Source organism: Pseudomonas yamanorum (assembly GCF_900105735.1).
GTDB classification, from domain to species: Bacteria; Pseudomonadota; Gammaproteobacteria; order Pseudomonadales; family Pseudomonadaceae; genus Aquipseudomonas; species Aquipseudomonas yamanorum.
In genome coordinates, this window is the sequence record NZ_LT629793.1 from 3398624 (window position 1) to 3413446 (window position 14823).

Consider the following 14823-nt stretch of genomic DNA (forward strand, 5'->3'; position numbering starts at 1 on the left):
AGTGACCGACATGCTCGAATCCCTGGAAAAAATGCTCGCCAAGGGTGTGGATAACTCACTGCTGCGGTTTGGTTTGGGCAAGGGTTATCTGGATCTGAAGGACAACGCGAAGGCGGCGGAGCATTTGCAGAAGTGCGTCGAGTTTGATCCGAAGTATTCGGCGGCGTGGAAGCTGTTGGGCAAGGCGCAGTTGGGGCAGGGTGATAGTGCTGCGGCGCGGTTGGCGTGGGAGCAGGGGATTACAGCGGCCCAGGCCCATGGCGACAAGCAGGCCGAAAAAGAAATGACCGTATTCCTGAAGAAACTCGACCGCCAAGCCTGAAGAGATTCCTGTGGGAGCTGGCTTGCCTGCGATGCAGGCAACTCGGTCCATCAGTTACACCGAGGTGATGCCATCGCAGGCAAGCCAGCTCCCACACTGGATCTGCAGGGGTCTACAGATCGACGTGCATCAGTACCACCGCGCCTCACCCGGCGGGCGTTTCTTGAAGCGCTTCATGCTCCACATGTACTGGCTTGGGTAAGCCCCCACATACCGCTCAACCACCTTGCTCATCGCCGCACATGAAGTGGCTGTGTCGGTGCTGTACATATCTTCCGGCGCCGCTTCCAGGATCACTTTGTAGCCCGAGCCATCCGGCAGCCGCAGGGCATGCAGGAACACTCCGACCGCCTTGTGCCCCGCCAACATGTTCGGCACGAACTTGCTGGTCAGCGCCTGGGTGGCGAAGAACGGCACGAAGATCCCGGCGGACTCTGCCGGCTCCGGATCCGCAGGAATCCCCACCTGGCCGCCTTTGCGCACTTCCTTGATGACACTGAGGATGCCTTCCTTGGTGGACGCCGCCACGCGGTTACCCAGTTGCACCCGCTGTTTGCGCAGCAAGTCATCCACCGCCTTGAGCTTCGGCGGGCGGTAGAAAATGATCGGTTTGCACTGGCTGCAATAGAAGTGGTTCAACACTTCCCAGTTGCCAAGGTGGCTGGTGATGCCAACCACGCCTTTACCCGAGGCCAGGGCTTCGTGCAGCACTTCCAGGCCTTCGACTTCACGCACCAGGTCAATGGAACGCTGGGCCGGCCAGATCCAGGCGCAGGCGCTTTCGGTCAGGGACTTGCCGATGTCCATCAGGCTGCGTCCCACCAGGCGCTCGCGCTCGGCCGGGTCCATGTCGGGGAAGCATTTGGACAGGTTGATCCGCACCGTTTCGCGGGAGCGGTTGGGGGTTTTCCACATGATCCAGCCAATCGCCGAACCGACCGCTTGCACCGCGCGCCAAGGCAGCAGGGCAAACAACCGAAGAGCGCCTACCAGCAAGGCGCCTTTAAACTTTTCCACAGGTCACTCCTGATCGTGTGTGGTGCGCAAAACCGCCATTCTAACCGGCGTTGGCCAGGTCCGCGTAACGGTCGCAGTCCTGAGTGTGGTCCATGACCATGCCCGAGGCCTGCATGAACGCGTAGCAGATGGTGGGTCCGACGAACGTAAAGCCGGCTTTTTTCAGGGCTTTGCTCATCGCTTCCGCTTCAGGCGTAATCGCCGGAACCTGGCTGCGATCCTTGAAATGATTGACCTTGGGCACGCCGCCGACAAACGACCAGAGCCACCCCACAGGATCCTCCAGCGCCAGCCAGGCGGCGGCATTGCGCCGGGTGGCATTGAGTTTCAGGCGGTTACGCACGATGCCCGGATCGAGCATCAGCGCTTCAATCTCGGCATCGCTCAGTTGGGCCAAACGCTGTGCATCAAATCCAAACAAGACCTTTCGATAGTGCTCGCGTTTGCGTAAAACGGTGATCCAGGACAGGCCCGCCTGGAACCCTTCGAGCAAAAGCAACTCGAACAGTCCCTGCGCATCGCGCAGCGGCGTTCCCCACTCCTGATCGTGATAAGCCATGTACAGCGGATCTTCAGAACACCAAAAGCAGCGTGGCATAAGGCTCCAGGGGATGGTGGCGCGGCCGAATCGGGTATACTCCCGCTCTTTAAATCGCAGCCCAAGTAACAGGTGAATTTCGTGAGCCAGCCTACGCCAGCCGTGCGTACCTTCCAAGACTTGATCCTCGCCCTCCAGCAATACTGGGCCGAGCAAGGTTGTGTGGTACTTCAGCCCTACGATATGGAAGTAGGCGCCGGCACTTTCCACACCGCTACCTTCCTGCGGGCCATTGGCCCGGAAACCTGGAACGCCGCTTATGTGCAGCCCAGTCGTCGCCCGACTGACGGCCGCTACGGCGAAAACCCGAACCGCCTTCAGCACTACTACCAGTTCCAGGTGGTACTGAAGCCGAACCCGGACAACTTCCAGGAGCTGTACCTGGGTTCGCTGAAACATGTCGGCCTGGACCCGCTGGTCCACGACATCCGTTTCGTCGAAGACAACTGGGAATCGCCAACCCTGGGCGCCTGGGGCCTGGGCTGGGAAGTCTGGCTCAATGGCATGGAAGTGACGCAATTCACTTACTTCCAGCAAGCCGGTGGCATCGAGTGCTACCCGGTGACCGGCGAGATCACCTACGGTCTCGAGCGCCTGGCCATGTACCTGCAAGGCGTGGATTCGGTCTACGACCTGGTGTGGGCTGACGGCCCGTTCGGCAAGGTGACCTATGGCGATGTGTTCCACCAGAACGAAGTGGAGCAGTCGACCTACAACTTCGAACACGCCAACGTCGAGAAACTGTTCGAGCTGTTCGACTTCTACGAAAGCGAAGCCAAGCGCCTGATCGAACTGGATCAGCCGTTGCCGTTGCCAAGCTATGAAATGGTTCTGAAGGCATCCCACACCTTCAACCTGCTGGATGCTCGCCGTGCCATCTCGGTCACCGCGCGCCAGCAATACATCCTGCGTGTACGCACCCTGGCGCGTTCCGTCGCCCAAGCCTACCTGCTGGCTCGCGCCAAGCTGGGCTTCCCGATGGCAACCCCGGATCTGCGTGATGAAGTGTTGGCTAAGCTGGAGGCTGCACAATGAGTGCTCAAGATTTCCTGGTTGAACTGGGCACCGAAGAGCTGCCACCCAAGGCACTGAACACCCTGGCCGACGCGTTTCTGGCCGGTATCGAAAAAGGCCTGCAAACCGCTGGCCTGAAGTTCGCAGCGAAGAAGGTCTACGCCGCACCGCGTCGCCTGGCGGTGTTGCTCACCGCGCTGGAAACCCAGCAGCCGGACCGCAGCATCAACCTCGACGGCCCGCCACGCCAGGCCGCTTTCGATGCTGAAGGCAACCCGACTCAAGCCGCCCTTGGTTTTGCCAAGAAATGTGGCGTCGAGCTGAGCGAGATCGACCAGAGCGGCCCGAAACTGCGCTTCAGCCAGGTCATCACCGGTAAGCCAACTGCCAGCCTGTTGCCGACCATCGTTGAAGATTCCCTGAACGACCTGCCTATCCCGAAGCGCATGCGCTGGGGTGCGCGCAAGGAAGAGTTCGTGCGCCCAACCCAATGGCTGGTGATGCTGCTCGGTGACCAAGTCATCGACTGCACCATCCTCGCCCAGAAGGCCGGCCGTGATTCCCGTGGTCACCGCTTCCACCATCCTGAAGCCGTGCGCATCACCTCGCCGGCCAACTACGCCGCTGACCTGCGTGCCGCGTACGTGCTGGCCGATGCCGATGAGCGTCGCGAGCTGATCAGCAAGCGCACCGAAGAGCTGGCCCGCCAGCAGGAAGGCACCGCCATCGTTCCGCCAAGTCTCCTGGACGAAGTGACCGCTTTGGTTGAATGGCCAGTGCCGCTGGTGTGCTCGTTCGAAGAACGTTTCCTCGACGTGCCGCAGGAAGCACTGATCACCACCATGCAGGACAACCAGAAGTACTTCTGCCTGCTGGACGTCGACGGCAAGTTGCTGCCTCGGTTCATCACCGTGGCCAACATCGAAAGCAAGGACCCGCAGCAGATCATCGCCGGTAACGAGAAAGTCGTTCGCCCGCGCCTGACTGACGCCGAGTTCTTCTTCAAGCAAGACAAAAAGCAGAAGCTCGAAGACTTCAACCTGCGCCTGCAAAACGTGGTGTTCCAGGAAAAACTCGGCAGCGTCTACGACAAGGCCGTGCGCGTTTCCAAGCTGGCCGCCTACATCGCGCCACGCATTGGTGGCGATGCTGCCTGGGCTGCGCGTGCCGGCCTGCTGTCCAAGTGCGACCTGGCCACCGAGATGGTCGGCGAGTTCCCGGAGATGCAAGGTGTTGCCGGTTACTACTACGCCCTGAATGACGGCGAGCCGGAAGACGTCGCCCTGGCGCTGAACGAGCAGTACATGCCGCGCGGTGCTGGCGCCGAGCTGCCGACCACCCTCACCGGTGCGGCCGTGGCCATCGCTGACAAGCTGGATACCCTCGTTGGTATCTTCGGTATCGGCATGTTGCCTACCGGCAGCAAAGACCCGTATGCCCTGCGCCGTGCGGCCCTGGGTGTGCTGCGGATCCTGATCGACAAGAAGCTCGACCTCGACCTGACCCAGGCCGTGGTGTTCGCTGTCGGCCAGTTCGGTGCCAAGGTCAAGCAAGCGGGCCTGGCCGAGCAAGTGCTGGAGTTCGTGTTCGACCGCCTGCGTGCGCGTTACGAAGACGAAGGCGTGGACGTTTCGGTGTACCTGTCGGTACGTGCCCTGCAACCGGGTTCGGCGCTGGACTTCGACCAGCGCGTACAAGCCGTTCAGGCCTTCCGCAAGCTGCCGGAAGCCGGTGCCCTGGCCGCGGTGAACAAGCGCGTGTCGAACCTGCTGAGCAAGGCCGACAACCTCGGCAATGCCGAAGTCGACCCAGGCCTGTTTGCCGATGCCAAGGAGTTCTCGCTGAACTCGGCCATCGCCAAGGCAGAAAACGCAGTGAAGCCGCTGATCGCCGAACGTAACTACGCCGAAGCACTGGCGCGCCTGGCCACCTTGCGTGAGCCGGTGGATGCGTTCTTCGAAGCGGTGATGATCAATGCCGAAGATGCGGGCGTGCGGAAAAACCGCTACGCCATGCTGGCGCGTCTGCGTGGCTTGTTCATCAATATCGCTGACATTTCCGTACTGGGCTGATCATGTTGAAACTGCTGATTCTCGATCGGGACGGAGTGATCAATTACGACTCCGACGCTTACATCAAATCGGTGGCGGAATGGATTCCACTGCCCGGCTCGATCGAGGCCATCGCGCAGTTGAGCAAAGCGGGCTGGACGGTGGCTATCGCAACCAACCAGTCCGGCATCGCCCGCGGCTACTACGACATCGCCACCCTCGACGCCATGCACGCGCGCCTGCGCGCACTCGTGGCCGAGCAGGGCGGTGAAGTAGGGCTGGTGGTGTATTGCCCGCACGGCCCGGATGAAGGCTGCGATTGCCGCAAGCCCAAACCGGGTATGCTTAAAACTATTGCTGAACATTACAACGTGCCATTGGCTGGTCTATGGTTTGTCGGGGACAGCCTCGGTGACCTGGAAGCTGCCAAAGCCGTCGACTCTCAGCCAGTTTTGGTAAAAACCGGGAAAGGCGAAAAGACCCAGGCTAAAACCCTGCCGGTAGGTACCTTGATTTTTGACGATCTGGCGGCGGTTGCCGCAGAACTTATCAACAACTAGCAGCACTTCTGACTTCCTGACCAAGGATTGTTCGGGAGCGCGCTTTTAACAGGCGGGCGTTGTCCCGCAACGGTAAATGCCGCCATGTCGATTTTGCAGGCCATCAGAACCTTCTTCTTTTACCTGCTGCTGGGCACCAGTTCTTTCCTCTGGTGCACCCTGAGCTTTTTTATCGCGCCTTTTCTGCCGTTCAAGGCGCGCTATCGTTTCATCAACGTCTTTTGGTGCAACTGCGCGTTGTGGTTGACCAAGGTGTTCCTGAACATTCGTTTCGAGATCAAGGGCGCCGAAAACGTCCCTGACCAGCCCTGCGTGATTTTGTCGAACCACCAGAGCACTTGGGAAACCTTCTTCCTGTCTGCGTACTTCTCGCCCTTGAGTCAGGTGCTCAAGCGTGAGCTGCTGTATGTGCCGTTCTTCGGCTGGGCCATGGCCATGCTGCGTCCGATCGCCATCGACCGCGACAACCCCAAGGCAGCGCTCAAGCATGTGGCGAAGAAGGGCGACGAGCTGCTCAAGGACGGCGTTTGGGTGCTGATCTTCCCCGAAGGTACGCGGGTGCCCTATGGCACTGTGGGCAAGTTCTCACGCGGCGGTACGGCCTTGGCGGTGAACGCCGGCCTGCCGGTGCTGCCGATTGCCCACAACGCCGGCAAGTTCTGGCCAAAGACGGGCTGGGCCAAGCGTGAAGGCACCATCACTGTAGTGATTGGCGAACCGATGTATGCCGAGGGCGAAGGCCCACGCGCTATTGCAGCGCTGAACGACCGTGCCCAGGCATGGAATGAAGCGCAACAAAGGGCCATGGGTTCGCTGCCGCCGGAGCCGGTTGTTGTCGACACTCCGGTGATTTGAGTTTCTGTGGATAACCTGTGTACGGTTTGTTGGCGAATTGGGCTTTTTCAATTATAGGCTGCTGATTTACTTACATATTTCCCAAGCTCATAAAACAGCGGAAAAGGTGCATAAGTTTTTTCCACATTAAAAAACCGGTCCTTGAGACCGGTTTTTTATGCACAGGTAAAAAGCAGCCGTTCACTCTCTCCACAATGGCAGCTGAAGGATGAAGGTCGTGCCTTCATCCACCACACTTTCGCAGCCAATTCGCCCACCATGGCGATCCACGACGGCCTTGACCATGGTCAGTCCCAATCCCAATCCCTCACTGCCTTGAGCAGAGGCGAAGCGCCGGTATTGAGCGAAGAGTTCTGGCAGGTCCTGCGCAGCGATTCCTCGTCCCTGGTCGCTGACGCGGCATTCCAAACGATCTTCCCGGCTGGTCAGGCTTAACGTCACGGTGGTCCCCGAAGGACTGTATTTGACCGCGTTCTCCAGCAGGTTGAACAAGGCGCGGGTCAGCAGCGATTGATCGGCCCAGACCATTTCCTCGCCGTCTTCATTCAGATCGTGGACCAGGTGGATGCCTTTCAACTGGGCGTGCACCGCGACTTGATCAAATGCGTCGAGCACCAGCATGGCAAACAGGCTGGGCTGGAATTGGTAGCCGTCAGATTCGGCTTTCGCCAGTTGCACGAATGATTCGGTCAGGTTCAGGGCGCGACGGACTTGTTGTTCGATCTGGCCAAATATTGGTGCTGCAGTGTCCTGGACATCCAACAGGGCGAGGATCGCCGAATGCGGAGCGCGCAGGTCGTGGGACAGAAAGCGCAGCAAGGTTTCCCGCTGCTGCTGGGCATCGCGCTCAATGCTCAGGTCGGTGAGGCTGAGTAGCCAGCCCAATGCCACGTCACCGTCCGCAGGCAGTAGCGGGGCCAGGTCGAGGCGCAAGCTACGGTTATGGGTGTCGCGGAATTCGACAATTTCCAGTGCCGACAGGGCAGGGCGAACGCCCTCCTGCAGCGGTGGGTAACCCAATGCCGCGAGCTGCTCCAAGAGGTTTTCCGCCACCAGCTCATTGCCGAATACATCACGGGCAATCCGATTGGCCAGCAGGACGTTGCCCTTGGGGTCGGTAATCAACGTTGCTACCGGCAAACACTCCAGGCCATCGGCCATAAAGCGTCGCGTGTCCCGGGTACGGCTGACCGCTTGTTCCAGGGCAAAGATCCGTCCCTGCAATACATCACCTTGGTTGGCGGGCGCCCTACGCCGCTCCGGGAGCACTTTGGGTTCGTTGTCCAGGCGTGCCAGCTCCCAACCGAAGTAGGCCAGGATCACGCTCAGGCGCCGCCAGTTCCAGATCAGGTAGCTGAGCAACATGCCGATCAGGCAAGCCGCCGGGGACCACCAATGGCCCAGGCGCAACAGGCTCCAGGAACCGAGCAGCGCGGCGCTCATGCAACCGAGGGTTAGCCATAGTGCATAACGCGGACGAAACAACAGCGAGCCCAATAGCAGCGCGACCATGACGATGGCCAGCAGTGTCGCCATCCACGCAGGCAAGTCGACGATGCTACGCCCTTGCAGCAAGCCATTGAGAATGTTGGCCTGGATCTCCACACCGGGGGTGGTGCCGACGCTGGCTGACAGCGGCGTGACGTACCGGTCGCCCATACCCGGCGCAGTGGCGCCGACCAGGATCAAGCGGTCTCTCAGCAGCTCAGGCGGCACCTCGCCACGTAATACGCTGACATACGGCACGCTGGGAAAGCCGGCATGGCTGGCGATGAACGGAATTCGAATGGAGTTTTCACGCTGCCAGGTGTTGCTGTCCGTCGGACCGAGCGCTCCCGGCATGACGGATGGCTGGCCACTCAGTTCAAACGCCAACCAAGCGAGTTGGGGCGTCATGTTGCCTGGCGGGCCTTCGCGCAAATACAGGCTTCGAACGATACCGTCGCCGTCAGCTTCAACGTTGATATGGCCGACACCCCTGGCACAATCGCGCAAGGGCAGCACCGGCAGGATTTGCGCCACAGGTTGGTCGTAGCGGGGCGTGCCTTCGCGAATCAACGGCAACAGGACAGTGCCGGAGTTGCACATAGCCTCGGCTAGGCGCAGGTCATTGGCCGGCTCCCGGGCAGGCTCACTGAAGATCACATCAAATAGAATACTCGTGGGTTTGGCCGCGCTCAGCCGATCAAGCAGGTCGGCGTGTACACGCCGGGACCAAGGCCATTGGCCGAGTTCCTTCAGGCTTCGGTCATCAATGGTCACCAGCAAGATGCGTGGATCCACCGGCAAAGGCGCCAGGCGGCGGAGGCTGTCATACAGCAGGTTGTTGAGAGAAAAGCCCGGGCTCAGTGACAGGAATGCCGTGATGGGTAACAACAACAGGCTGACCCAGAGCCATTCGCGCACCAGGCCATTGAACAGCCGCTGAGCCTGGGTCGGCTGACGCTTTTCAGCCCTGTGCCACAGCCTCACCGGTTAGCGTCCGGAGCACTATTGCACGCGGTTCGCGGGCGGGTAATAGAAGATGTCATAGACCCCGGTTTCTCCCTCAAGCCCGTGTTCATCATAGGCCGACAAACGAACGTGATAGAACGATGCTTTGAGCCCAGTGAAGTGCATTTGCGGCTTGTCGGAGAAGTTTTCCTGCTTGATGTTCAGAAACGCCTTATCGGTCGCGACCTGGGCCCTGTAACGCTGGGCACCGGCTAACGGACGCAGGAACAGCGTCCATACCGGCGCATCGCCTTTTTGCCCGTCCTGGCCCACCAGACGTGGCGCATCCAGCAATTCCACGGGCTTGAGTTCGCCTTGTTTCTTGAATGCCAGACCTTGCCTCGCACCGACCTTCACTTCACCCGCAACCGGACCGGTAATGGGCTTCTTCTTGATCGGTCGTGGGCTCGGTGGAGCATCATCACGATTGACCGCGACTTGCCCATTGAGCACTTCCACCAGTGATTGTTCGCCGTCGTTGCGTACGCGGAAATGCGTGCCGCGCACACCGAGCACACCTACCGGTGTCACGATCTGGAAACGGTCATAGTCGCTGGCACGCTTGATCACATACGCCTCAACCTGACCTTCTTCAAGAATGACCTGAGGGATCGATTGCTCCTCGACCAGGTGCAGTCGAACCTGGGAGCTGGACGGCAAGACAATCCGCGAACCGTCTCCCAGCAGAAGGCTGACAAACGCGTCCGGTGAGGTTTTCACACTCTCCTGTTCATCAATGACCATGCCTTCTTCCAAGGCAGTAGACACGCCCTTGGCATCCAGCTTCCAAGCCTCGCCTGTCAGATGCTGCACCACCGCCGGCAGAGGCTGCGGACGGCACATCTGGTTGTCGTCAATGTAGGGCGCGCGGGAAGGGGCGGGACGTGCGAAAGCCGGCATACTCATGACGCCAAGCGTAAGGATCAAGCCTGAGCCCAACAGGGTAGAAATGGCAAAGCGGAATCGGCAGGGAAAAAAGGTCATGGCGCTCATCAAGATTCTAGTTCTAATGGGTCATCAGAAAGCACGTTCAGGAAGCGTCTTGCGCGGGAAGACCTTGAATACCGCCTACGATACTCGATGAGGTATCCAGTCGATAGCCGAAATGTCTGGGGCGTGGGATCTATGCAGAAGATGACACGTCCCTGTGTCGGAGCAATTCCCTCGCCCCAATCCGTGTGTCATCCAGCGACAACGAATTTACCTACAAGATAGGTGCATCGGATCGATTCGCAACATTTGTTCAGATTTGGCGGTGCTAAAACACCCAGCGTTGGTTCTGCTGTTGTTCGCTGAGCTGCTCAAAGGGTGAGTTGGCGAAGCCCATGCCGTTACCGGGTTCACTCAGGGTTTGACGCTCATCGAATGATGCAGGCATTACCGGCTTCGATGCCCCCACCGTTTCGGTCCCCAAGGTTGCCGCCATTACCACCAATACCAATCGCCCCCACACATTAATCTTTTCCAGAACAATCACACGCCTCGAAACAGCATAAAACCAGATTGCCATTGATCCTTTTCCTGAAGGTCTCGAGCCGGTATCTTCCCAGCTTGGGTATTGACGATTTCGAATGGCTACGGCCATTTGATATCAGCGTACCGAGAGATTCAGAGGGCCTGAGAATCTGGCCATAATTGTTCAGATTCCTGCCTGCATTCTTCAATAAGAAAGGACCCTGCCATGCGTGTCGCAATACTGGATGACGAACCTGCTGAACTGCGGCGGGTGGAACAGACACTGCGACAAATCCCCAGCGCTGCGGATCAGCCATGGACGCTGCACTGCTTCGAGCGTGGAGAAGACCTGCTGCGCCAATTGCGCCGGGAAACCTTTGACCTGCTGATCCTGGACTGGCAACTGCCTGACCTCAGCGGCCTGGCATTGCTGCGCTGGACCCGCGAGCACATGGAAGCGCCACCCGCCGCCATCATGCTCACCAGCCGCGATGCCGAGAGCGATATCGTCCAGGCGCTGAACAGTGGCGCCGATGATTACGTCAGCAAGCCATTTCGCCCTAACGAGCTTAAGGCACGGGTCAATGCCGTTCTGCGGCGCCACGGCCTGCAAAAGTCCGCGGCCAGCGAAGTGCTGACCTTCAACGACCTGACGTTTGATGATGCTGAACTCACAGTGAGCAGGGCAGGGAAGCCCATCAACCTGACGGAGCGCGAATATCGCCTGGCTCGGTGTCTGTTTGAGAATCTGGCGCGACCACTTTCTCGGGAATATTTGTATGAGCGGTTTTGGACTCATGAAGAAATGGTGTCGTCACGGCCGCTGGATACGCATATTTATCGGCTACGGAATAAGCTCGGACTGACGACGGAGCGGGGGTGGCAGTTGCTGACGATCTATGGGTATGGGTATCGGTTGGAGAGTGTGACATCTGCTGCCGAGGATTGAGATGTTCCACGTGGAGCATTTATAAATCTCCACCCTTCTCAAAGCATTTAACCCTGCAGTACCCGGTGAACTCACTTCTTCGGTTTGCCGTTTTGCAGCCTGCTCTTGTCTGACTCGATTTGCTGAATACTACTGGCAGGTTTCGGCAGGTCTTCAGGCATCGTGCCACCCAACTCTTCTATGGTTTGTCGGACCTTGCCTCATAGTGCGTGTTGTTCGCTCTGCTTTTACCATCCACCTGATCTCGCCGTAATTTCTCTTCGGTTTGCGTCGCTCGGAAGAGATTGGCTGCAAGTTCAGTGCTACCCATATGATCGAGAATCTTTTGACTCTACTTCAATCCTTTACGGACGTGAATGTCTCTATTACCTAACCCGCCATATAGTCCCTTGTAACCGTGGTCTTGAAAGATGGCGAAATCCATCCCACTTTCTACACCGGCCTCCTTGGCTGCTGCGGCCAAATGCTTGTTGTGAACAGCAAGCTCATTACGAATAGATAGTCGCTTTTCGTCTTCATCAAGTTGCCTGAACGCCTCACTATCACCCAACTCCTGCCTTCTGGTCTGAATGGCAAAATAGGTCTGTCCATTTGCAATAACCGGTTTAGCGGGATCGGCATTTTGCACAATGAGATAACAAGCATAACGGGAGAGGCGCAGGTCCTCCAGTTGACGTTTAGCACCTGACCCAATTTCCACCATTGTGAGGACACCCTCCACATGGTCAGAAATCGTCTGGCCGCTATTACGACAAGCGTCCATTGCCCGCTCAACAACCGGTAAGAAATGGCGATACTGCGAATAATCCAACACCTTTGCCAGTTGACGCGCCAACCAGTATTCATTTCCGTCGAAGTCGACTTGACGGATACCTTCAAAGGTTTCGTGGTGCCTTTGAGCAATGTGTTTGTCTGTCATCTGCGCATCCTCAGTGAGGCACACTTTTTAGCATGACCTTAGAGATGATTGGTTTCCATCGCCCTTTCTACCGTTTCTAAAAATGACAAACCCCGGACATAGCCGGGGTTGTTTTTAAAGGGAGGCATAGACAGCCTCCCTACAATTGCAACTTCGCTGCGCCTTCAGAAGTCCAGGTTGGACACCGCCAAGGCATTGCTCTCGATGAAGTCACGACGAGGCTCCACCGCATCACCCATCAGGGTGTTGAAGATCTGATCCGCGCCAATGGCGTCTTCGATGGTCACACGCAGCATGCGACGCTGAGCTGGGTCCATGGTGGTTTCCCACAGCTGATCCGGGTTCATTTCGCCCAGACCTTTGTATCGCTGAATGGTGTGGCGCTTGGTGCTTTCAGCCATCAACCAGTCCAGGGCTTCCTTGAACTCTTTGACCGCTTTCTTGCGTTCGCCACGCTGGATGTAAGCACCGTCGTCCAGCAGAGTGCTTAGTTGCGCGCCGAGGGTAACAACCGTCTTGTAGTCGTTGCTGCCGAAGAAATCGCGGTTGAAGGTGACGTAGTTCGACAGGCCGTGGGAGATCAGTTCGACCTCTGGCAGCCAGACATTACGTTCACGGTCTTCACGCAGGCTGGCTTTGTAAACCAGGCCGGATTTTTCAACGGTACGCAGACGGACTTCATACTGGGCCAGCCAATTCTGCATATGAGCGTGATCGCCCAACTGCTCGAGGCTGACGGCAGGCAGATAGATGAAGTGCTCAGTCAGCTCCTGAGGGTACAGGCGCGACAAACGCTTGAGGGTCTTCATCACCATGCGGAAATCGTTTACCAGGCGCTCCAACGCTTCACCGGAGATGCCCGGGGCTTCGTCGTTCAAGTGCAGGCTCGCATCTTCCAGGGCCGACTGCGTCATATACTCTTCCATGGCGTCGTCGTCTTTGATGTATTGCTCTTGCTTGCCCTTTTTCACTTTGTACAGCGGCGGCTGGGCGATGTAGATATAGCCACGCTCGATCAGCTCCGGCAACTGACGGAAGAAGAACGTCAGCAGCAGGGTCCGGATGTGCGAACCGTCGACGTCAGCATCGGTCATGATGATGATGTTGTGGTAGCGCAACTTATCGATGTTGTACTCGTCGCGGCCGATGCCACAGCCCAGAGCGGTGATCAAGGTGCCGACTTCCTGCGAGGAAATCATCTTGTCGAAGCGTGCCTTCTCGACGTTGAGGATCTTACCCTTCAACGGCAGGATGGCCTGGGTGCGACGGTTACGACCCTGCTTGGCGGAACCGCCAGCAGAGTCACCTTCCACCAGGTACAGTTCGGAGAGGGCAGGGTCTTTCTCCTGGCAGTCAGCCAGTTTGCCCGGCAGGCCAGCGATATCCAGTGCACCTTTACGACGGGTCATCTCACGGGCTTTACGCGCCGCTTCACGAGCCCGCGCCGCGTCGATCATCTTGCCGACAACCAATTTGGCTTCGTTCGGGTTTTCCAGCAGGAAGTCGGAGAAGTACTTGCCCATTTCCTGTTCAACGGCGGTCTTCACTTCGGAAGACACCAGCTTGTCTTTGGTCTGGGAGCTGAACTTCGGATCCGGAACCTTGACCGAAATAATCGCGGTCAGGCCTTCACGGGCATCGTCACCGGTGGTGGCGACTTTGTGCTTCTTCGCCAGGCCTTCTGCTTCGATGTAGGTGTTCAGGTTACGCGTCAGTGCCGAACGGAAACCCACCAGGTGAGTACCGCCATCGCGCTGAGGAATGTTGTTGGTGAAGCACAACAGGTTCTCGTTGAAGCTGTCGTTCCACTGCAGGGCGATTTCCACGCCGATGCCGTCTTCACGCTGGATGTTGAAGTGGAACACCTGGTTGACCGCAGTCTTGTTGGTGTTCAAGTATTCAACGAACGCACGCAGGCCACCTTCGTATTTGAACAGCTCTTCCTTGCCGCTGCGCTCGTCCTTGAGGACGATACCCACACCGGAGTTGAGGAAGGACAATTCACGAATCCGCTTGGCCAGAATGTCCCAGCTGAAGTGGATGTTCTTGAAGGTCTCGTCTGAAGGACGGAAATGAATCTGGGTACCGGTTGTTTCGCTTTCGCCGACGATCTTCATCGGTTCTTGCGGAACGCCGTGAACGTAGGTCTGTTCCCAGATCTTGCCGCTGCGACGCACGGTCAGCACCAGCAGTTCGGAGAGGGCGTTCACCACGGAAACACCTACACCGTGCAAACCGCCGGATACTTTGTAGGAGTTGTCGTCGAACTTACCGCCGGCGTGGAGCACGGTCATGATGACCTCTGCCGCCGAAACGCCTTCTTCTTTATGCACATCTACCGGGATGCCGCGACCGTTGTCGCGCACGGTGATGGATTCGTCCGGGTGGATGATGATACTGATGTCGTCGCAGTGACCGGCCAAAGCTTCGTCGATCGAGTTATCGACCACCTCGAACACCATGTGGTGCAGACCGCTGCCATCATCGGTATCACCGATGTACATACCGGGACGTTTGCGTACGGCATCCAAACCTTTAAGCACTTTAATGCTGGTCGAGTCGTACGTATTCGTATTTTCTTCGCTCATGC

General features: G+C 58.0%; 13 protein-coding genes. 6 read left to right on the forward strand and 7 right to left on the reverse strand.

All coding sequences use genetic code 11. From position 1 onward, the window contains the following. Positions 1 to 10: 10 nt before the first annotated feature. Entirely contained in the window at positions 11 to 322 is a 312-nt protein-coding gene (locus BLU46_RS15985) for a tetratricopeptide repeat protein (RefSeq protein ID WP_063033739.1), read from the forward strand. A 129-nt stretch (positions 323 to 451) separates the two neighbouring features. On the opposite strand, the gene BLU46_RS15990 is transcribed toward BLU46_RS15985, so the two are convergent. Both BLU46_RS15990 and BLU46_RS15995 read right to left on the reverse strand, forming a co-directional pair. Next, positions 452 to 1339 (reverse strand): lysophospholipid acyltransferase, encoded by an 888-nt coding sequence (locus BLU46_RS15990; protein WP_003213605.1) that lies wholly within the window; start codon positions 1337 to 1339, stop codon positions 452 to 454. A gap of 40 nt (positions 1340 to 1379) precedes the next feature. After that, positions 1380 to 1937, reverse strand: coding sequence for a DNA-3-methyladenine glycosylase I (locus BLU46_RS15995; RefSeq protein WP_093203392.1), 558 nt, complete (start codon positions 1935 to 1937; stop codon positions 1380 to 1382). A gap of 81 nt (positions 1938 to 2018) precedes the next feature. Between BLU46_RS15995 and glyQ the strand changes: the two genes are divergently transcribed. The 4 genes from glyQ to BLU46_RS16015 all read left to right on the forward strand — a co-directional run bounded on the left by glyQ (position 2019) and on the right by BLU46_RS16015 (position 6417). After that, positions 2019 to 2972, forward strand: a complete 954-nt coding sequence (gene glyQ / locus BLU46_RS16000) for a glycine--tRNA ligase subunit alpha (RefSeq protein WP_003213601.1) — start codon at positions 2019 to 2021, stop codon at positions 2970 to 2972. Then, positions 2969 to 5023, forward strand: coding sequence for a glycine--tRNA ligase subunit beta (glyS, locus tag BLU46_RS16005; RefSeq protein ID WP_093203397.1), 2055 nt, complete (start codon positions 2969 to 2971; stop codon positions 5021 to 5023). The genes glyQ and glyS overlap by 4 nt, the downstream gene beginning before the upstream one ends. Then, positions 5023 to 5562: a D-glycero-beta-D-manno-heptose 1,7-bisphosphate 7-phosphatase gene (gene gmhB / locus BLU46_RS16010; RefSeq protein ID WP_172834592.1), complete on the forward strand. Its 540-nt coding sequence runs from the start codon at positions 5023 to 5025 to the stop codon at positions 5560 to 5562. The genes glyS and gmhB overlap by 1 nt, the downstream gene beginning before the upstream one ends. 84 nt (positions 5563 to 5646) lie before the next feature. After that, positions 5647 to 6417, forward strand: coding sequence for a lysophospholipid acyltransferase family protein (locus tag BLU46_RS16015; protein ID WP_010168506.1), 771 nt, complete (start codon positions 5647 to 5649; stop codon positions 6415 to 6417). A gap of 180 nt (positions 6418 to 6597) precedes the next feature. On the opposite strand, the gene BLU46_RS16020 is transcribed toward BLU46_RS16015, so the two are convergent. The 3 genes from BLU46_RS16020 to BLU46_RS16030 form a co-directional block, all read right to left on the reverse strand. Then, positions 6598 to 8889: a CHASE2 domain-containing protein gene (locus BLU46_RS16020; RefSeq protein ID WP_093203401.1), complete on the reverse strand. Its 2292-nt coding sequence runs from the start codon at positions 8887 to 8889 to the stop codon at positions 6598 to 6600. 18 nt (positions 8890 to 8907) lie between these two features. Then, on the reverse strand, positions 8908 to 9894 hold the full coding sequence (locus tag BLU46_RS16025) for a FecR family protein (protein WP_374106780.1): 987 nt from the start codon (positions 9892 to 9894) through the stop codon (positions 8908 to 8910). A 274-nt stretch (positions 9895 to 10168) separates the two neighbouring features. Continuing rightward, positions 10169 to 10420: a hypothetical protein gene (locus tag BLU46_RS16030; RefSeq protein WP_063033744.1), complete on the reverse strand. Its 252-nt coding sequence runs from the start codon at positions 10418 to 10420 to the stop codon at positions 10169 to 10171. Between the two features lie 171 nt (positions 10421 to 10591). On the opposite strand from BLU46_RS16030, the gene BLU46_RS16035 reads away from it, so the two are divergent. Continuing rightward, positions 10592 to 11314 carry a response regulator transcription factor gene (locus BLU46_RS16035; protein WP_093203405.1) on the forward strand — a complete coding sequence of 241 codons (723 nt, stop codon included), beginning with the start codon at positions 10592 to 10594 and terminating at the stop codon, positions 11312 to 11314. A 331-nt stretch (positions 11315 to 11645) separates the two neighbouring features. Here the strand turns inward: BLU46_RS16035 and dinD are convergent, their stop codons facing one another. Further along, positions 11646 to 12233 (reverse strand): DNA damage-inducible protein D, encoded by a 588-nt coding sequence (gene dinD / locus BLU46_RS16040; protein WP_231988890.1) that lies wholly within the window; start codon positions 12231 to 12233, stop codon positions 11646 to 11648. A 164-nt stretch (positions 12234 to 12397) separates the two neighbouring features. Further along, positions 12398 to 14821 carry a DNA topoisomerase (ATP-hydrolyzing) subunit B gene (gyrB, locus tag BLU46_RS16045; RefSeq protein WP_017477902.1) on the reverse strand — a complete coding sequence of 808 codons (2424 nt, stop codon included), beginning with the start codon at positions 14819 to 14821 and terminating at the stop codon, positions 12398 to 12400. Positions 14822 to 14823 lie beyond the last annotated feature (2 nt).